The sequence below is a fragment of the Reyranella soli genome (assembly GCF_007992495.1).
Lineage (GTDB): Bacteria > Pseudomonadota > Alphaproteobacteria > Reyranellales > Reyranellaceae > Reyranella > Reyranella soli.
Map to the genome: position 1 here is coordinate 1 of NZ_BKAJ01000190.1, position 16920 is coordinate 16920.

Genomic DNA, 16920 nt, shown 5'->3' on the forward strand with positions numbered 1-16920 from the left:
AAACCAATGCCTCCCACAGCGTGACTGTGAGAGTGACTGATTTGGCGAACAATGCCTTCGACAAGACGTTCGCGATCGCGACCACGAACGTCAACGAAGCACCTCTCACCGTTCCACTGATCACCAGTACAAGCGAGAACGGACTTTCCTTCAGCCGGAACATCCTGATCGGAGCCAGTGATCCGGACCAAGGCGATCACCTTGTGGTCTTGAACTTCGATGCCACCGCGACCACCAACGCCGGACGAACGCTTGCCATTGGTGCGGACTATACGTTGACTGGTTCGACACTCGCTCTGACCGCAGCCGGCTTCGCCAAATTCAACGAACTGTCCGCCATGCAATCGGACCAGGTCGTCTTCCGGTTCAACGTTTCTGATGGCGGCCTGTCGACGCCTAATTCCTTGGCCCTGACGATCAACGGCGCAAACGACGCGCCTTCCCTTGTCACGCAGACGGCAAACCAGAGCGCAACGTCTGGTAAGGCATATGTCTTCGCATTGCCCGGGAACACCTTTCAAGATGTCGACAATGGCGATCACCTCGCCTTGTCGGCCACGAAATCCGATGGCTCGGTACTGCCGGCTTGGCTCGACTTCGATCCGACCACAGGGATTTTCAGTGGCGTACCAGCGGCTGCGGACGTCGGTGGCTTCGATGTCAAGGTGACAGCTAGGGACACTGGCGGCTTGCTGGCATCGGAAAGCTTCCATTTCACCGTCGGGGCCGAAACAACCCAGAACCATTCGCCCGTGATCTCGTCGAATGGCGGCGGCAGTGCCGCGTCCGTGATTATCACTGATCACAGCAAGTACGTGGCCACGGTGCACGCCGCCGATCCAGACGGGTCATCGCTGACCTACTCGATCGTGGGCGGAAAGAACCAGAAGCTGTTTTCCATCGACCCACTGAGCGGCCTACTGTCATTCAAGTCGTACCCGCAGGACGGGCAAACCTATCAGGTGAGCGTAGCGGCATCGGATGGCAAGCTCAGTGATACTCAAACGCTCAACGTTTCGGTCGCAAATGGGCCATGCATGGTGGGACACTCGGGGGCGCAGGATACGTTCGTGTTCAAGTCGCATTCCGGTCTCGAGATTGTAAAAGGATTTGACGCGTCGGCTTCGCTGCACGACGTCCTCGAATTGGATCATTCGCTATTTTGCGGAGCTGACCCGCATGCATCGGCGTCCGAGATGTTTGAACTGGTCAGAAGCCACAGCTTCCAACTCGGCCGAGACGTCATCATAGTCACGGACAGCCACGAGATCATCGACCTGCAAAACGTCGCAATGAAGCAGCTGACGGCGGACAGCTTCCATATAATTTAGGTGGTTACGCCGAAGGACGCCGCATTTGGCCTTAAACGGGTCTGTTCTTGTGCCGCTCTCAGGAGAACAGCAACATCCGGCTTTGCTTAGATCACAAAGATCTGCGCTTGATGAGACCAAGGGTTCGTCGACATGAGTGCAATAGCGTTGAATGCCGCCATGAGCGGATCGATCTTGGCCGAGCCCGAGGCCTGCTTTGTTATGATGATAGCGTTTCCCTTCGGTTCAACACGGGCGTTTGCGACGGCCCAGGCCATCAATTTCTGACCGCTATGGCGTAGCGACTTGTCTGCAAGTTTGCGCTCTGCAGTCTTGATCGCGCCCGTTAATTTCCAGCCTTGCGAGATACCTACGATCCGGTCTTCGCCAGTTATGCCGACTTCGTACAGGGCATCCACGATTGCGCCTACACCATACGGGTCGAGCGCCACAGCGTGGAGCAATCCTTTGTTCTCGATGCGCTGCGCCAACTCCGCGATCTCTGCGATGTCCTGGCCGAACTCCTCATAAATCACCAGTTCCCCAGCCTCCTCGAAGTCGCGCAGAACCGACGCCTCGCCTTTCCGACGCTCCAGCACCGAAGCATGCGCCCACGCCTTTGACCACAGCATCCATTGGCGCGTCTTTTCGGCTCGCCCCAGGACGGCCAGGCCCAGGAGATCGTCGAGCCCACCGCCGTCAATGCCGATGACAACGACCTCGCTGCGCGCCAGGACCTCATCCAGCGTCAGCGACTTTTCGGCCGCCTGCTCCCAGTAATCAGCGCCCACCCAGCGATCAGATCGCAGCGCCAAGCCAATCTCGATGTTGAGGTGCTGTGAGGCCCAGCGAACGATCTCACCCTGCCCCTTCAGCTTGGCTTTCTCCCAGTCTTCTTCTAGCCGAGGGATCGATACGGACCGGTCGCGGTTGGGCGTCACCATCCACCAATTCGCGGGATCCTGCCAAGCGGGTGGGTTACCTCGATCGTCTGCGATCTCCTCGGGAAACTCATACAGCACCGGCAGCATTGCGCCCTGCGAGCGGCCATCCCGGATCGCGCGTGCGACCATCAGCTCCGACCGAAAGGCGCCACGCGGCGGCTCGTCCGACTGCGTGGTGATGAACATCAAGAAGCCTTCGGGATTCGGAAGCAATCCACCGCGCAGCTGACCGATCAAACGCTCAGCTGCCGGCGCCTTCGCGATCTCGTGCAGTTCGTCGAGCAGGACGCCCGTCGGCTTCACGCCTGTCAGCACGCTGGTGTCGAAGGCCTTGATCTCGAGCGTGGCCTTGGTCCGACGATCAGTGATCCTGCGCAAATGCTCCTGGATGTGCATACGCTTTTGCAGGAAGCCTTCCGGGTCCTTTTCGACCATGCCCAGCGCCTGGCTGAAGGCGATGTGAGCCAACGACACAGTCGGCGCGATGAGCAGGAACTCGGCCCGCGGCCGGTCATTCATCAGCAGCGTCGTTTCCATCAGCGCGGCGCCATACGACGTCTTCGAGCTCTTCTTCGGCGCCAGCAGAAAGACCTCGCGGATCATCCGCTCGCGCGTGTTCGGCTTAACCGACCCATGGAGCGCGCCAACGATTTCGCGAAACCACTCCCCGCCCGCCTCCGCCAGAGCCGGCGTGCCGGGAACGTCAGGCAGCCGCAGCTTATTGAAGATCTTGATCGCACGGTCTGCTCGGGCGCGATCGAGGTCCGGAAGCGCCGGCAGTAACGATCTGCCCTCGCGGATACGTTCGCGCCAGTCCGGCACGGACAGATCCCAGCCCATCAGTTCACCAAGTGACCCCACTCGGTACCCTGCCCCGCCGTCCCCGCCTCGAGTTCAGCCATGGCCTTCTTGCCGAGCGCTTCAGCCGGCGGTCGCGGTGTGTATTCGCTCCAATGAGCCCGTACCCGTAGCCAGAAGATCGCCGCCTGCAGGCCCTCCCGGTTCGGTTTGCACGCCATGTTGAATAGGTTCTGGGCGACCTTCGCCGTCGCCTTGATGCCACCCAGCTCGATCTGTTCGGCGTAGTGAAGGCGCAGCGTCTTGGGGTCGATGCCGAGAAGTTTGGAGATCTCGTCTTGGGGGATCCCGAAGCCCGACAAGGATTCCACCATGTCCTGCGCCTCTTTCGTCGGAACATGAGGAGGCCGTCCCGGCCTGCCGCTGGTCACAATGCAAACTCCTTGTCGTAGTCGTTCAAACCTTCTTGCCGAGAGGACGCCGGTGGGTCACGATTTCCGAGCAACCGAGGAATCGAAACCTCGGACGAACAGCGGGGGATGCGATGCCACAGACAGCACAGATCAAGCTTGAATATCTCATGACGTTGCATGCGGACCTCGACCCGCCTCAGGCGATCGACGCCGCTCACCTGATCTTCAATGTCAAGGGTGGTTGGGTTGAAGGCCCCAAGTGCAAGGGCAAGCTTCTGGCGCCGGGTGCAGACTGGCTTCAGATCCTCCCTTCCGGCGCGTGGCGCCTCGACGTGCGCGCGACGATCGCCACGGACGACGAGCAAATGATATTTGTCAGCTACAACGGCGTCATCATGCTCGCTCCGAGCGGCGCTACCAAGATGGCTAGTGGTGGTGCGCTCACCCAGAGTGATGTCTCGTACTTCGCGACGGCGCCAACATTTCGAACTGCTGCCGACAAGTACTCGTGGCTCAATGGCGTACAGGCGGTGGGCAAGATGGTTCTGTTGTCGACCGATCCAGCAAACACGTTGGTCAGGTACGACATCTTCGCGGTGCTCTGAACACAGTTGGGAGCTCGACAGCCGACCGCCACTCATTGCTGAACTCCTGGCCCGTCGGCGTGCGAGTCAATAGCTGAAGGGCGACGTGCGGCTTCTTCAGGAAAGGTCTCACCAGTGTCGAAGCGTGTCGCCTGCCCGCCGGCATACGTTTGCCAGCGCTGGACGGCGACATCGACGTATTTCGGATCGAGCTCGACCAGCCGAGCACGCCGGCCCAGTCGCTCGGCCGCGATCATGGTGGTTCCCGAGCCACTGAACGGGTCCAGGATGACGTCCCTGCTCTTGGATGAATTCCGGATGGCGCGCTCGACGAGCGCCACCGGCTTCATTGTCGGATGCAGGTCGTTGCGGCTGGGCTTGTCGAAATACCAGACGTCGCCCTGATCCCGCGCTCCGCACCAGAAGTGGTCGGTGCCATCCTTCCAGCCGTACAAGATTGGCTCGTATTGCCTCTGATAGTCGGCGCGACCCAGCGTGAACGTGTGCTTGGCCCAGATCACGAAGGTCGACCAGCGTCCACCCGCTGACCGGAAGGCTCGCTGCAGGGTGTCCAGCTCCGAGGACGACATGCACACGTACACGGCACCCTCAGTCACCTCGAGGATGTTGCTGTTGGCCGAACGCAGCATCGTCTCGAACTGCTCACCCGGATGGTCGTTCAATAGCGGTCGGCGCTTGCCGCGCTGCTTGTCCTTTGCGGAGTAGTTCACGCCGTAGGGCGGATCGGTGAAGCACATGTCGGCTAGTTCGCCAGCCAGCAATTTCTTGACGTCGGCCGAGTTCGTGGCGTCGCCGCACAGCACGCGGTGCTCACCGCAGATCCAGAGATCTCCAGGCCGACTGACCGGATTGGTCGGCGGCTCGGGTGCCTCATCGGGGTCCGTGTCGTCGGCACGTGGATCGAGTAACGCGTCGAGCTCCAACTCACCGAAGCCGGTCAGGCCCAAATCGACCCCCAGCCCCTTCAGCTCAGTCAACTCGATGCGCAGCAGGTCATGGTCCCACCCTGCGCTGAGCGGCAGCCGGTTATCGGCCAGCGCGTAAGCCCGGCGCTGCGCCTCGCTCCAGTCGCGCGCGATGACGACCGGCACCTCGGGAAGGCCTAGGCGCTGCGCTGCCAGGACCCGCCCATGCCCAGCAATAATATTGCTCGCCTCGTCGATCACGACCGGCACCGTCCACCCGAATTCCCGGATGGAGCTCGTCAGCTGCTCGACCTGCTCGGGGCTATGGGTCCGAGCGTTGCCGGCGTAGGGCACCAACGAGGCGACGGTCCGCCGTTCGACCGTGTCGGCTGGCCAATGCCGCCCGGTACGCGGGGGTTCAGGGCCGGTTTCCTTGCCCACCAGGCCGCTTTCGGCGCTGCTGGCGCTCAACTTGGCCTCCCTCCGAGTTTGGCGCCGTCCGGCCCGCTTTTGGGCTATGGCGCGCGGGAAAAAAGTCTGCGCGTGCGGCCAGGTGCGGTTTGACGGGTCGACGCCGGTTTACACCGACCTCCCCCCATGCCGTTCAACAGTCCGCCTCGCCCTCTCGGCAGCTGTCTTGCGGGTGTGGCAGCTACCGCACAACAGCCAAAGGTTCCTTCGATCCAACGGCTCGCCGCCGTCCTTCAGCTCGACGCGATGATCGACGTACATCCTTTGCTCTCGCCGACCGCATCCAGGTGCTTGGCACCGTCCACCTGCATCCCAGCGAACGCGATCGCGAAGCTGCATCCACGCTCGGCTCGAGTAGAGCGGGTGCGAGAGTTTTGGCGGTGCTGTCGCCGTCGACAGCTTCGCCGTCGCAACGCGTGGCCGCAGCGTCTGCAAACCCATGTCGCTGGTCGTTGGTATGTGCTGCCCGTCGCGGAAGGGGCTGGCGAGCATGCCTACAAATCTATTCGTTCCGGCCGAATTTGTCCGGCACAAAAGTGTCTGCAAATGCGTTTGGCTTTGGTTCGTTGCGAAAGCGAGCGATCAGCGTCCGCCGACTAGTGCGGGTCGGCGCAGGCATGCCGTTCAGCCGCCACGCTATGAGGCAATGGGCATACCGCCAGTGCTCGTGCACCGCCGCTCGCGCGAGCCCAACGCCGGAGCAGATGTCCTTCCAGCGCCGTCCGTTTGCGCGTTGCCAAACGATCCGCGAGTCCGTTGATTTCAACCAGGCTGACCAGTCGAGCGCTTCTTCCATCCTGCCTACGGCCGCCATATCTGGTGGTGTCATACCGGGCCTCTGCGACACCATGCTGGAGTAGTCCAGCAGCAGCCTCGGCCAGGTCCTGGAGTAGCTGAAGACCTGCATGGGCGGCAGGCGACCGAGAACGCTTGCTGCTTCGGCCAGCCGCTCTTCGACCATTTGGGGCGTCCAGTGCGCTTGGTATGCTGCTGAAGCGTCCTTCGGCAATGCCTTTCTGCTCATCGCACGCCTCCGCGGGTCTCCAGCACCCACAGCAGGATGGCGATGGCGTCGGCCTCGTTTTTGTCGGCCGGACTGTAGCCGCGCGCGCGGACCGCCTCGAGCACGGCGGCCTTATCGGCGTTACCCTTGCCGGCTATGAACCGCTTGAGGGTCCCGACCGGCACGCCCTGATAAGCGATCGACCACTCCTCGCACCAGGCCGTCAGTGTGCCCAGCAGGCCGCCGTGTACGTGGGCTGCGTCAGTGCTGAGATGCCGACGCACTTCCTCATAGTGGACCTCACCGATAGCGCCCACGTCTTCCACGACGGTGTCCAGCCAGGCCCGAAACCGCAAATACCGGATACCGCCGCCGTCGTAACGGCTGGGCTTGAACGAAACGGTGCCACTCGCGATGCCGCTGTCTGGCAACACCATTGCCCAGCCGGTCGTCGTGCCCAGGTCGACGGCGAGGATGACCTTGCGGCCACTGGCTATCGGCCGGCACCCCACTGTTGCGCAAGGTGATGATTGGTGCGACGCCACAGAGCTTGGAACGGTCACGCTTTGGGCATGCATTATCGCTGGCCCGTAGTTCATAGCAGCACTCCTTGTACTTCCCGCTCGTTGCCTTGGAACTTCTCGAGCTCGTTGCCCCAGGCGTCCCAGCCTTGCCGACGTTCTCGCGCAAACAGATCCAGATACGGGCCGGGCGCAAATCGCTCGGCGCGCTCGTAGAACTCGGCGGGCTTTCTGGAATGTTCTCGGACAGGCGCGTGAATGACGTCGACGACATCACGGTTAAGCCGCTGAGGATTACCACGACGCGCCAGCAGGCATGGCTCTGCGGCTTTCCGGGTTGTGTATCCCAAGCCCATCGAAATGTCGGACGGCTGAATGCCGATCAGGCCGCGACGGTAACCGCGCCGTAGCTTCACCCATACGAAGCCGATGGAGGAGTACCTAAAGCCCCAAGCGTCCATGACCTCGAAGGCTTGGGGCAGATGCGGTCCGGTGGTCCACAGCATCAACCAGCAATCCCGACCTGCAATCTGACTGAGTGGCAGCGCCTTCATCTCGGCCAGCGTCATCGTCGGGTAGTGATGATCTGCGCTTCGACCCAGTCCTGTCGCGCGATTGCGCACATCGAAGCGCCAGGGCGGATCGGCGGCGATGACACCGTACGCACCCGCACTAGGCAGGCCACTAAGGCTGGCAAACGCGCTAGCTGGCTGCCTGCCGCTGCCGGTAACCTCTGAATGTTCCCTTGCTATAGACATCTCTATGTAGAGACACCCTCCTGACTAGATATATCTAGATAGCGCCACCGTCTGAGGTGGCAGATTTTTGGCCAATCTGCCTCCGTATGAGGTGGCAGATTCACGGCTCTGCCTCTGCGTCAGGTGGCAGCCCTGCCTCGGCATTAGGTGGCAGTTTTTCGCAATCTGCCTCTGTGAGAGGTGGCAGCGTCGTCGTTGTCCTAGGCGGCAGAACTGCCTCCGCACGAGGTGGCAGATGCAATGCATCTGATTTGCTCGAACGCGGCAGCCACATCAGCTCGAACCAGTTGGGGATTCGGGCACCCCTCCGGTGGCAACGGACCAACCCAGTTGCTTCGAGTTCGAGGATGGCGCTGGCAACGAGGCCGGCACTGATGCCAACGCCTACAAGCTGCCGATGCGGAGCCTCGAGGATGCCATTCTCTTTTCCGCCATGGCGAAGGTGTTCCCGTATCAAAAATTGCAGGAGGCGTACGGCGGCCAGGCTAAGTCGCGCCGCCAACATCCGATCGACCACGTGACGCGGTAACTTCACCCAACCTTCGGCGTGCGCGGTCGAGGCCTTGCCGTTGGTCATCCGCGCACCTGCTGGCGCAGCACGTCGTTCCAGTCGGTGTCGGCCTCGGGCGGGATGTTGACCAAGATCTTGAGCGTGCTGGCGAGGCGCTTGGCGAGCCTGAACGTGGCGCACTGGCCCGTAAAATTGCTGTCATTGTCCCCGAAGATGTGTAGCCGCTGCAGGCCGGGCGGCGGCTCGAACGTCTCGATGCCGTAGGCCGTCAGCGCGGCCCACATCGGGATGCCGAAGAGCTGGTAGGCCGCGAGGCAGGTCTCGATGCCCTCGCCGATGCCCATTTCGTCGTCGACCTCGTACAGGCGCACGGCGGCGCCGTTCAGGGTCCCAATCACCTCCATGTTCTTCTTGCGCGGGTCGAGATCGGCCAGGTAGATCCGGTGGGCGCTGATCAGCTTGCCGTCGGGCGCCACGACGGGGGCCACGACGGCGGGGAAGCGACCTACCAGGCCGCGATCCTGGTCGTAGTAGTCGCAGGCCGGATGGCCGCGCAACAATGGCGAGGACGCCGCGATGGCCCGCTTGGCCAGGTAGGCCGACACGATCTCCGGCTTGTTTGCTAGCCGCAGCAGGCGCTCGATCGCCGACTGCCTGGATGCATTGCTGCGTGCCGCCTTAACATTCGCAGCTGGCCGACGGTTGGCGCCAGCATTCAAGACGCGATCGACCTGACGACAGGCTTCGGCGTGGTCCCAGCTGTGCAGCCGCCGCAGCAGGAGGATGCCGGATCCCGGTCCGCATTGGTTACAGAAGTACCAGCCATCGCTGTCCTTGTTGGTGAAGCGGAAGCGGTCCCGACCGCCGCAGATTGGGCACGGCCCATGCCGACTGGTCAGGAAGCGCTCATCAACGCCCAGCACCGGCAAGATTTCGCGCCAGTGACCGCGCGCCCTGTAGGCGGTGTTGTTCATGACGCACCCGCCTTGTGTCGACGGCGGTGAAAGGCGATCTGCCGCGACCGCGCGTACGCGCGCGCCTCGGTACTGGGCGGTAGCGGGGCATCATTCCGCCACTCGCCCGGCGGCCAAACCTTGAACTTCTTCCTGTAGGTATGATCGACCCAGCCGCGCTGGTAGCCGCGCTCGCTCTGGAGACCTAGGAGCTGGGCGTGGAAGTTCCGCTTATCCAGATCGGTATAGGCAGGCTTCTGAACTCTGCCATCGCGCTGGAGCAGGACAAGATCACCATCCTGAACCTCGACAGGGTCAGGCTTGGTGCGCCGTCGCCAACCGCAACTGGGACAGGATTGCGCCTGCCAGAACACGGCCGAACATTCGGGGCAGGTTACCAAGCTGCGGCTAGCACCGCCCGCGCTCGTCGTGGAAACCGGCTGGGCCCGCTCCTTGTCGGAGAGCGTCCAGATGACGTCCGTCTCGACCGGCCCGTGCATGTGCGTCGCGCCGGCATGATCGAGGACAAGCAGGTGATCCTTGCCGGGGGCGGGCCGAAGTCCACGACCGACGATCTGGCGGTAGAGGCCGAAGCTCTTCGTCGGCCTCGCCAGCACGATGCTCTGCACCTCGGCCTGGTCCCAGCCCTCGGTCAGCACGCCGACGTTTACCAGGACCTCTATGGTGCCGATCTTCAACTGGACCAGGAGGCGGTCGCGCTCCTGCATCGGCGTGTTGCCGTCCAGGTAGCCGGCGACGACGCCGGACCGGGCAAATTCGTCCCTGAGGTGAACGGCGTGCGCCCGCGAGATGGCGAACACCACCGTCCGCCGCCGGTCAGCCAACCGGTGCCAGTGGGTGACGATGTCGCCGACCAGCACCGGCTTGTCGAGCCGCGCCTCGAGCTCGTCCTCGTCGAAGTCGCCGGCGACCGTGCGGATGCCCTCGAGGTCGGGCTTCGTCGGGGCGAAGACCCGCGTCGGCACCAGGTAGCCCAGGTCGATCAGCTCTGCGATGCTGGGGCAGTCGATCAAGCAGTCGAACATGGTCCCAAGCCCGCGCCCGTCAGCGCGACAGGGCGTGGCCGTCAGGCCGAGCACCACGGCGTTCGGGTAGGCCTTGATGATGCGCGTCCAGGTACGCGCCGGCGCATGGTGCGCCTCGTCCACCACGAGCAGGTCGGCCTCCGGCATCATCATGACGGAGGACCGGACGGCCCTGCGATACAGGGTACCGATCGACGCGACCTGAACCGGCGCATCAGGTCGGGCAGGAAAGCCGGCGGCGATGATCCCGTGATCCAGGCCGAGGTCGTACAGCTTGCGGCTCGCCTGCTGGACGAGCTCCCGACGGTGCGCCATGTACAACACCCGCTGATTGGCGGTCACGGCGTTGGTGGTGACGTGCGCCGCGATCACCGTCTTGCCGGACCCGGTGGGCGCCGGCAGCAGGGGTCGCCGACAGCCGGCTTGAATTGCCGTTTCTATCCGCTCAACAATTGCCTGTTGGTAGTCCCTGAGCTGAGGGGCACCTTTCGGCCGGAATAGAGGTTCCTGCGGCAGCACGGCGAGCCTCTCGGCATGGCTTGTTAGGCGATGGTCTGGTCGTCCGGCGTAGAATTGTCGGTCGCCCGCCACTTCCGGAGGTCGAGAGGAAGGCGCTCGACGTGGTGCACGACGCCAGCGCGGTCGATGATGAAGGTCCGCTCGGAGTCGCCTGCTGCCGCGAAGTGCTTGCACGAGGCGCAAAGCCGAATGTCGCGGCGGGTGGTCGGCGCGGCGTGCCTCATGTAGTGGGCGTAGATCACGCAGCCGGTGCGGTTGATTTCGACATCGTCGACGCCCGTCTGCACGGCGACCACGCCGAAGTGGACGCAATCCCGGCAGTAGGTGCCGGCCGGCCCCTCGCCCGCGTAGGACGCCATGCCGGCCACGATCGGCTTCTCGCCCTCGACGGGCTTGAGCCGAATGTGGAATCCATTGCCACGCTTGGGGCGCTCGACGTGCCACTCGCCTGAGAACAAATCGCGCTGCTGGGGCTGCTTGGCAGCGTTCTGCGACTTCGAGGTTGCCGATGTCATGCCGCACCTGCCTGGCTTTACTAGGAGGTGACGGACCCCGGCTATGACCGTTGAAGACTAGTCGTCGCCTGAGCGCCACAGTGAGAGCATGCGCACCGATGCGCGCTGGCGTCCTGGACGAGTCCGTTGCAATCTTTGCATGAGCATGTCCTCGCGCGACCTCATAGGTGCACGGGTGCAAACCGCGGCCGGATCGCTCGCACGTTCGCTCGGATGCGCGTGATAAGGCGGAAAGAGGTGTCCATGCGAAGCAAGATCGCGAAATGGCAACTCGAGCCTGGCTTGCTCATGGCAAATCTCGACGGCCGCGTATTGCGCAGTGAAGCGGCTCGAACCAATTGGTTCAAGGAGGCTGTCCCTGGAGGAGCCCAGCGCCGCGCGGCAGAAATGGTGGGGGTTTTCTTCCGACAAAAATTCCGCCGCGATGCGCTTGTGCAGGACGAAGTCGAGAGGATGGTTAAAGAGCGCGCTTCTGACCCGCAGTGGATCAGCCGCGCTGACACTGCACGTCGCCTTCTCAAGCGCTACGAGGCCGGTCTAGCGGCATTTGGATCCGCATTCAGGCTTAACGCCAACCATCCGGATGCCTTCCGCCGGCAATTCGATGCAATGGATCTCATCGGCACTTGCGAAGAGTTCCGTTTGTGGCGAGCGGCGGACGATCTCGGGCTCAAGTACCGTCGTCGAACAAACGAGCTTGGACAGGCGCGTAACCGAAATCAGTTGGCTCGGTCGCTGCGAGTAACCGCCCGGGACCTGAAACGGTATCGGCAAGTGCTGGGACATCGGACCCGCCAGGCCCTCGACGAGGCAGGTCTTGGCCCCACGGGCAAGCTCACTGATGCGGAGCTCGAGGACATTGAGAATATGGCCTTTCTAGAGTTCCAGTACCCTCAACCCCCATTCCTGGCGTCGAGGCTTGCCACCGCATTGGAGGAACTTGCAAAAAGTATACTTAACAATCCGGAGCCTACTGCCGATTATGTGAGAGTCGGCTACTTTTTGTTCGCCGGCAGCAAGTTCCCTTTGGCGCAGTTCTCGCGTAGCGGCCTGGCCGTCGATGTTGTCCATATGCTGTCGGAGATGGCTGCTCATCCGGCGGGCGCTTGGCGCCCACGGCATGCTGAATTCCGTAAGGTCGACCGAATTCGGGTGGGCATACCTGGCCGTCACTACAAGGTTGTCGCGGCCTTCGTTTCGGCGGCCTTTCAAATCGACTACTCGCCCGCTGCTGCTGCCAAGGCGATCCAGCACTTTCTCTCGCGGCACCATGATTTCATGATCGCAAACTGGTCGGTCGGAGAAGAAGTCAGTTAGGACGAATATACGCAAAACTTGCAATAAACTCGTCCAGGACGCAGGTGCGCAGCCGCGCGCATCATCCCACAAAGGCCCGCATGCTGTGCCGAATGCCTGAGGGATCGATGCCGATTCGTGATCGAAAGCTGATTATCACTGAACAACTTGCCAGACATTTGGATCTGAGCCCGCGCACCCTTGAACGATGGCGGCGTGAAGGCAGCGGTCCGCCTTGGTTAGAGATCGGTGGCTGCGTGCGTTACGACCCAACGGATATCGAAGAGTGGAAGGCAGCTCGCCGCAACGATCCGAAAGAACCCGGCTCCAACTGAGGTGGCAAGGAGACAACCTTGCAGACGCGCTCGCCAACCGGGAATGCCTTTTATGCCCAACAGCAGCGTGAGCTGCGATGCCGGTCGCAGCCGCGGCGCGGGCTGAGGCGGACCGAGGCCGCGACCTATATCGGCACCTCGGTCGAAATCTTCGATGCCTTGGTGCACGCCGGCATCATGCCTCAACCAAAGGCGATACCCGGCGCTGACGCGGTGTGGGACGTCGATGCGCTCGACCTATTCTTCACGGCGCTGCCTGAGGCCCGCACCGTTCAGCAGGGCCGCTCGCCGTCACAGTAGGATGCGACCGTTTTGTCCAGCTGGTGCGACTGGCAATTGTTTGAGGCTGCGAGCTACTGGACGGGTCACGCCTTAGGAGGGCGCTGACGATGACGGTCTATAAGCATCCAATCACCCGTGAACGGTCGCGACACGGCAAAATCAAGGTCTACGTTCGGGAGTATGAGACTGACACCAATGGCAAGCGCCTACGCTTGCGTCAGCGCCATCCGATACCGGGCGGTCTGATCGAAGGTACACCCGACTTCGTCGCCGCCTATCAACAGATCTGCCAAAGGATCGACGGCGGCACCGCGCCAACAAGTCAGCGCAAGGCGTTAGCCAAACCCGAAGGGCTGCAAAAGATCAGTGATGCCCCCGATTCGCTCGACTGGCTGATCAAGCACTATCTGGCGGTGAAAATCGGCGAAGTTTCGAAGTCTACATACTATCGACTGCAGCGTTCGCTCACGGCGTTGCGCGATGCCGTCAACGACCAGGGCCTGTCACGTGGTGTTTGCCGCTTCGACACGCTGAAGCGCATTCACGTCGAGGACATGCAGCGCCAATGGGCAAGCGACAGCGGTCCACGTGAGGCTGAGCAGCGCGTCGATCAAATTCGATGGCTGTTCAATTGGGCCGTGCGTCGAGAGTTGGTTACGTTCAACCCAGCGCGCGGTATCCCTAGGCTTCCTCAACTCAGCAAGGGCAAGGACAAGAAAGGTACTCACGCTTGGACCAACGAGCAGGTTGCTGCGTGGCGCGATCGCTTCGCGCTCGGCACGGAGCCTCGCACCGCGCTGGAGCTAGGATTGTTGGGCGGGCTAAGACGGTCCGACATTGCGCGTGTCGGTCCTGGCAATATCCAGCGCGACGGCGATGACTGGTATCTATGCTGGATCGAGCACAAAAATCATGCGCGCAAACCCAAGGAGCGCCGCCAGCTGATTTTCGACGAACTGCGCGTTGCCTTGATGGCGCGTGAGCGAGTTGCGCCGGGTTTGCAATACTACGTCGATCTACAGCGGCCTGACGGGTGGGAGCAGAAAAACGAGCTCTACATCGAGAATCTGCTGGCGCCCGCCTTCCTCGACTGGCGAAGTGCTGTGAGGCTAGCCAACGGCGAGCGGCTCCCCACTAAGTGCACTATGCACGGATGGCGCGCAGCCGGCGCGGTGCGTCTTGCGCTCATGAACTGGACGACGTTCCAGATCATGGGCTGGGGAGGCTGGTCGAATCCTAAGCAAGTCGAGGTATATACCCGCGATCTCAATCGCGAGGAGTATGCCAACGACGGCATCCGCCGGTACAACGAGCGCGCTCGGAAGCCGAGCTTGCGCGTGGTGGGCGGCGGGCGCAGCTGAGCCCACGCGTCGCACCAAGTCGCACCTGCAGTCGCACCCGACGGCCAAATCTTTGATGTGTAAAGGGGCAGGCGTTTGTTCCCCCAACTATATCTGCCCATGACAAGAGCGCCAAGCAGGTCTATAGCCGCCGCGCAATGGACGATCCGGTCCTCTCGCGGCGCGTCGCGCTGGATATCCTGGTGGCGTGCCTCGATAAGGGCCAGCCGCTCGACGACGCTTTGGCGCGCCATCAAGGCTTTGCCAACCTCGATCCGCGCGACCGCGCCTTCGTGCGCCTGCTGCTGGCCACCACCTTGCGTCGGCTGGGCGAGATCGAGGAGGTCATGGGCTTCCTGGTCGAGCGGCCGCTCGAGGGCGCCAACGCGGCCGGCCGGCAGGTGTTGCGCCTGGGCGCCGCCCAGCTGCTGTTCCTCGGCACGCCGCCGCATGCCGCCGTCGACACGTCGGTGCGCCTGGTGGTCGATGCCGGCCTGCCGCATCTCAAGGGGCTGGCCAACGCCGTGCTGCGCCGCATTTCGCGCGACGGACCTGCCCTGCTGGGCGACCGCGATCCGGCGCGTCTCAACACGCCGCAATGGCTGTGGGAGAGCTGGACCGAGAGCTACGGCGAGGAGGCGACGCGAGCCATCGCCGCCGCCCATCTGATCGAGGCGCCGCTCGACCTCACGCCGCGCTCCAACGCCCAGTTCTGGGCCGGTCAGCTGGAAGGCGACTTGCTGCCGACCGGCTCGATCCGCCGCGAGGGCGGCGGCAACATCACCGAGCTGCCGGGCTTCGCCGAGGGTGCATGGTGGGTGCAGGACGCGGCTGCGACGCTCCCGGTCCGCCTGCTGGGCGAGATTTCAGGCAAGCACGTCGCCGATCTCTGCGCCGCGCCGGGTGGCAAGACCTTGCAGCTCGCCGCGGCCGGCGCCGACGTGACCGCCGTCGACATCTCGGCGCGCCGCATGACACGCGTTGGCGAGAACCTGGCGCGCGCCGGCCTGTCGGCAAAGCTCGTCACCGCCGATGCCGGCAAATGGGTGACCGACGAGACCTTCGACGCCATCCTGCTCGACGCGCCCTGCTCCGGCACCGGCACCTTGCGCCGCCATCCCGACATCGCCTGGTTGAAGGACGAGCAGGATGTTGGCCGGCTGACGCTGACCCAGGACCGCCTGCTGGTGCGCGCCGCCGAGCTGCTGAAGCCGGGCGGCACGCTGGTCTATGCCGTGTGCTCGCTGCAGGACGACGAAGGCCCAGCGCGACTGGAGGCGCTGCTGGGGCGCGACAAGCGCCTGCGGCGGGTTCCGGTCGAGCCGGCCGAGTTGCCGGGGATCGTCGGCGCGATTACGCCCAAGGGGGACGTCCGCACCCTGCCCTCGATGTGGCCGGAGCGGCGCGGTATGGATGGATTCTTCATAGGTCGCCTGCAGAAGGGTTGAGATGGCGACGTTCGAGATTCCGACCGTTACCACCGAGCGCCTGCGGCTTCGCGCTTTCCGTCCCGGCGACCTCGACGCCTACTCGGCGATGCAGGCGAATCCGGACGTGATGCGCCACATGGTCTTGGGCCGCACGTCCACCCCGGCCGAGGTCTGGCGAACGATGCTGATGTCCCTGGGGTCATGGGCATTGCGCGGCTACGGAATGTGGGCGTGCGAACGAATCGATGGCGAGGTGTTCGTCGGCAGTGTCGGCATCTTTCATCCACTCGATTGGCCGGAACCCGAAATCGCCTATTCGCTCGACCGTCCCTTCTGGGGCCAGGGCCTTGCCACCGAAGCGACGAGGGCGGCGCGTGACTGGCTGTTCGAGCGCTTTTCGCTGAGCCGCGCGGCAAGCTTCATTCGTCCCGACAACCTCGCGTCGAAGCGCGTCGTCGAACGCCTCGGCGCGGTGTGCGAGAGGACTTTCGAGCTGAGGGGCAGCGCCTACGAATACTGGGTGCACCACCGGCGACCGGCTTGATTGCGGCGCAATGTGACAACCGGCACATTCGGCCGCGAGGCGGTGTCGCATAATCGCGATGGTCGCCCTACGGAGGACTCGATGCTCGAGCTGATTTCGATGGTTGCCGGCCTGATCGTCTGCATCATGATTCCCATCGAGGTCGGCAAGATCCGCAAGGGCTGGGTGCGCGACAAGTTCAAGGGCGATCGGCCCAAGTTCCTGGCTGCCTACCGCAAGCAGCTCAAGATGCTGGCGTGGCTTGGCCTGGTCTTCGCCGTTCTGGGGCTGGGCTTGGCGGCGGTCGAGGAGCGCCACGGCGAAGCGATCGTCAAGGTCGTCGGCGCCGTGATCTGGCTCGCGGTGTCCGCCATCTCCTTCTTCTCCCTGCGCACGCTGGAAAACGTCCCCGACACGGAACCGGTCGTGAAGTAAGCTTCTT

General features: G+C 63.0%; 20 protein-coding genes. 10 read left to right on the forward strand and 10 right to left on the reverse strand.

Annotated elements, in window-relative coordinates:
- The coding region (locus tag RSO01_RS40340; RefSeq protein ID WP_218037614.1) for a putative Ig domain-containing protein at positions 1–1331 on the forward strand (1331 nt) is incomplete at its 5' end.
- A gap of 86 nt (positions 1332–1417) precedes the next feature.
- Here the strand turns inward: RSO01_RS40340 and RSO01_RS40345 are convergent.
- Together RSO01_RS40345 and RSO01_RS40350 are read right to left on the reverse strand one after the other, a co-directional pair.
- The gene (locus RSO01_RS40345; RefSeq protein WP_246159141.1) at positions 1418–3094 is read right to left on the reverse strand and encodes a terminase large subunit; all 1677 of its coding nucleotides are present in this window, start codon (positions 3092–3094) and stop codon (positions 1418–1420) included.
- Complete coding sequence (locus RSO01_RS40350) at positions 3094–3426, reverse strand: hypothetical protein (protein WP_147156255.1); 333 nt, start codon at positions 3424–3426, stop codon at positions 3094–3096. The genes RSO01_RS40345 and RSO01_RS40350 overlap by 1 nt, the downstream gene beginning before the upstream one ends.
- Positions 3427–3596: 170 nt before the next feature.
- Between RSO01_RS40350 and RSO01_RS40355 the strand changes: the two genes are divergently transcribed.
- Complete coding sequence (locus RSO01_RS40355; RefSeq protein WP_147156256.1) at positions 3597–4070, forward strand: DUF3237 domain-containing protein; 474 nt, start codon at positions 3597–3599, stop codon at positions 4068–4070.
- Positions 4071–4102: 32 nt separating this feature from the next.
- Here the strand turns inward: RSO01_RS40355 and RSO01_RS40360 are convergent, their stop codons facing one another.
- From RSO01_RS40360 to RSO01_RS40380, 5 genes are all read right to left on the reverse strand, one after another.
- Positions 4103–5446 (reverse strand): site-specific DNA-methyltransferase, encoded by a 1344-nt coding sequence (locus RSO01_RS40360; RefSeq protein WP_218037615.1) that lies wholly within the window; start codon positions 5444–5446, stop codon positions 4103–4105.
- Between the two features lie 108 nt (positions 5447–5554).
- On the reverse strand, positions 5555–5938 hold the full coding sequence (locus RSO01_RS49805; protein ID WP_308933114.1) for an HNH endonuclease signature motif containing protein: 384 nt from the start codon (positions 5936–5938) through the stop codon (positions 5555–5557).
- Positions 5939–5948: 10 nt separating this feature from the next.
- Positions 5949–6470, reverse strand: a complete 522-nt coding sequence (locus RSO01_RS40370) for a DUF6362 family protein (protein WP_147156257.1) — start codon at positions 6468–6470, stop codon at positions 5949–5951.
- A complete protein-coding gene (locus RSO01_RS40375; protein WP_218037616.1) occupies positions 6467–6886 on the reverse strand; it encodes a hypothetical protein in 420 nt (139 codons plus the stop codon). The genes RSO01_RS40370 and RSO01_RS40375 overlap by 4 nt, the downstream gene beginning before the upstream one ends.
- Positions 6887–7044: 158 nt before the next feature.
- The gene (locus RSO01_RS40380) at positions 7045–7728 is read right to left on the reverse strand and encodes an MT-A70 family methyltransferase (RefSeq protein ID WP_147156258.1); all 684 of its coding nucleotides are present in this window, start codon (positions 7726–7728) and stop codon (positions 7045–7047) included.
- Positions 7729–8038: 310 nt separating this feature from the next.
- Between RSO01_RS40380 and RSO01_RS40385 the strand changes: the two genes are divergently transcribed.
- A complete protein-coding gene (locus tag RSO01_RS40385) occupies positions 8039–8257 on the forward strand; it encodes a hypothetical protein (protein ID WP_147156259.1) in 219 nt (72 codons plus the stop codon).
- 44 nt (positions 8258–8301) lie between these two features.
- On the opposite strand, the gene RSO01_RS40390 is transcribed toward RSO01_RS40385, so the two are convergent.
- From RSO01_RS40390 to RSO01_RS40400, 3 genes are read right to left on the reverse strand one after another with little or no spacing between them, the layout of a single operon-like run.
- On the reverse strand, positions 8302–9213 hold the full coding sequence (locus RSO01_RS40390) for a toprim domain-containing protein (RefSeq protein ID WP_147156260.1): 912 nt from the start codon (positions 9211–9213) through the stop codon (positions 8302–8304).
- Positions 9210–10757 (reverse strand): DEAD/DEAH box helicase, encoded by a 1548-nt coding sequence (locus tag RSO01_RS40395; RefSeq protein WP_147156261.1) that lies wholly within the window; start codon positions 10755–10757, stop codon positions 9210–9212. Before RSO01_RS40395 ends, RSO01_RS40390 begins: the two co-directional genes overlap by 4 nt.
- 23 nt (positions 10758–10780) lie before the next feature.
- Positions 10781–11272 carry a hypothetical protein gene (locus tag RSO01_RS40400; protein WP_147156262.1) on the reverse strand — a complete coding sequence of 164 codons (492 nt, stop codon included), beginning with the start codon at positions 11270–11272 and terminating at the stop codon, positions 10781–10783.
- 243 nt (positions 11273–11515) lie between these two features.
- Here RSO01_RS40400 and RSO01_RS40405 point away from each other — a divergent pair, with 243 nt between their 5' ends.
- From RSO01_RS40405 to RSO01_RS40435, 7 genes are all read left to right on the forward strand, one after another.
- Positions 11516–12589 (forward strand): hypothetical protein, encoded by a 1074-nt coding sequence (locus tag RSO01_RS40405; RefSeq protein ID WP_147156263.1) that lies wholly within the window; start codon positions 11516–11518, stop codon positions 12587–12589.
- 107 nt (positions 12590–12696) lie between these two features.
- Positions 12697–12903, forward strand: coding sequence for a helix-turn-helix transcriptional regulator (locus RSO01_RS40410; protein ID WP_147156264.1), 207 nt, complete (start codon positions 12697–12699; stop codon positions 12901–12903).
- Positions 12904–12921: 18 nt separating this feature from the next.
- Positions 12922–13203 (forward strand): hypothetical protein, encoded by a 282-nt coding sequence (locus tag RSO01_RS40415; RefSeq protein ID WP_246159145.1) that lies wholly within the window; start codon positions 12922–12924, stop codon positions 13201–13203.
- Between the two features lie 89 nt (positions 13204–13292).
- Positions 13293–14546 (forward strand): site-specific integrase, encoded by a 1254-nt coding sequence (locus RSO01_RS40420; protein ID WP_147156265.1) that lies wholly within the window; start codon positions 13293–13295, stop codon positions 14544–14546.
- A 137-nt stretch (positions 14547–14683) separates the two neighbouring features.
- Positions 14684–15973 carry an RsmB/NOP family class I SAM-dependent RNA methyltransferase gene (locus tag RSO01_RS40425; protein WP_147156266.1) on the forward strand — a complete coding sequence of 430 codons (1290 nt, stop codon included), beginning with the start codon at positions 14684–14686 and terminating at the stop codon, positions 15971–15973.
- Position 15974: 1 nt separating this feature from the next.
- Positions 15975–16499, forward strand: coding sequence for a GNAT family N-acetyltransferase (locus tag RSO01_RS40430; RefSeq protein ID WP_147156267.1), 525 nt, complete (start codon positions 15975–15977; stop codon positions 16497–16499).
- A gap of 81 nt (positions 16500–16580) precedes the next feature.
- Positions 16581–16913, forward strand: a complete 333-nt coding sequence (locus RSO01_RS40435) for a hypothetical protein (RefSeq protein ID WP_147156268.1) — start codon at positions 16581–16583, stop codon at positions 16911–16913.
- Positions 16914–16920: the final 7 nt, after the last annotated feature.

What these genes read in the sequence shown, in the direction of transcription:
- RSO01_RS40345 (WP_246159141.1), bottom strand. Translation starts at nt 3,094, where the DNA reads ATGGGCTGGGATCTGTCCGTGCCGGACTGGCGCGAACGTATCCGCGAG.
- RSO01_RS40350 (WP_147156255.1), bottom strand. Translation starts at nt 3,426, where the DNA reads ATGGTGGAATCCTTGTCGGGCTTCGGGATCCCCCAAGACGAGATCTCC.
- RSO01_RS40355 (WP_147156256.1), top strand. Translation starts at nt 3,597, where the DNA reads ATGCCACAGACAGCACAGATCAAGCTTGAATATCTCATGACGTTGCAT.
- RSO01_RS49805 (WP_308933114.1), bottom strand. Translation starts at nt 5,938, where the DNA reads ATGCTCGCCAGCCCCTTCCGCGACGGGCAGCACATACCAACGACCAGC.
- RSO01_RS40370 (WP_147156257.1), bottom strand. Translation starts at nt 6,470, where the DNA reads ATGAGCAGAAAGGCATTGCCGAAGGACGCTTCAGCAGCATACCAAGCG.
- RSO01_RS40375 (WP_218037616.1), bottom strand. Translation starts at nt 6,886, where the DNA reads ATGGTGTTGCCAGACAGCGGCATCGCGAGTGGCACCGTTTCGTTCAAG.
- RSO01_RS40380 (WP_147156258.1), bottom strand. Translation starts at nt 7,728, where the DNA reads ATGTCTATAGCAAGGGAACATTCAGAGGTTACCGGCAGCGGCAGGCAG.
- RSO01_RS40390 (WP_147156260.1), bottom strand. Translation starts at nt 9,213, where the DNA reads ATGAACAACACCGCCTACAGGGCGCGCGGTCACTGGCGCGAAATCTTG.
- RSO01_RS40400 (WP_147156262.1), bottom strand. Translation starts at nt 11,272, where the DNA reads ATGACATCGGCAACCTCGAAGTCGCAGAACGCTGCCAAGCAGCCCCAG.
- RSO01_RS40405 (WP_147156263.1), top strand. Translation starts at nt 11,516, where the DNA reads ATGCGAAGCAAGATCGCGAAATGGCAACTCGAGCCTGGCTTGCTCATG.
- RSO01_RS40410 (WP_147156264.1), top strand. Translation starts at nt 12,697, where the DNA reads ATGCCGATTCGTGATCGAAAGCTGATTATCACTGAACAACTTGCCAGA.
- RSO01_RS40420 (WP_147156265.1), top strand. Translation starts at nt 13,293, where the DNA reads ATGACGGTCTATAAGCATCCAATCACCCGTGAACGGTCGCGACACGGC.
- RSO01_RS40425 (WP_147156266.1), top strand. Translation starts at nt 14,684, where the DNA reads ATGGACGATCCGGTCCTCTCGCGGCGCGTCGCGCTGGATATCCTGGTG.
- RSO01_RS40430 (WP_147156267.1), top strand. Translation starts at nt 15,975, where the DNA reads ATGGCGACGTTCGAGATTCCGACCGTTACCACCGAGCGCCTGCGGCTT.
- RSO01_RS40435 (WP_147156268.1), top strand. Translation starts at nt 16,581, where the DNA reads ATGCTCGAGCTGATTTCGATGGTTGCCGGCCTGATCGTCTGCATCATG.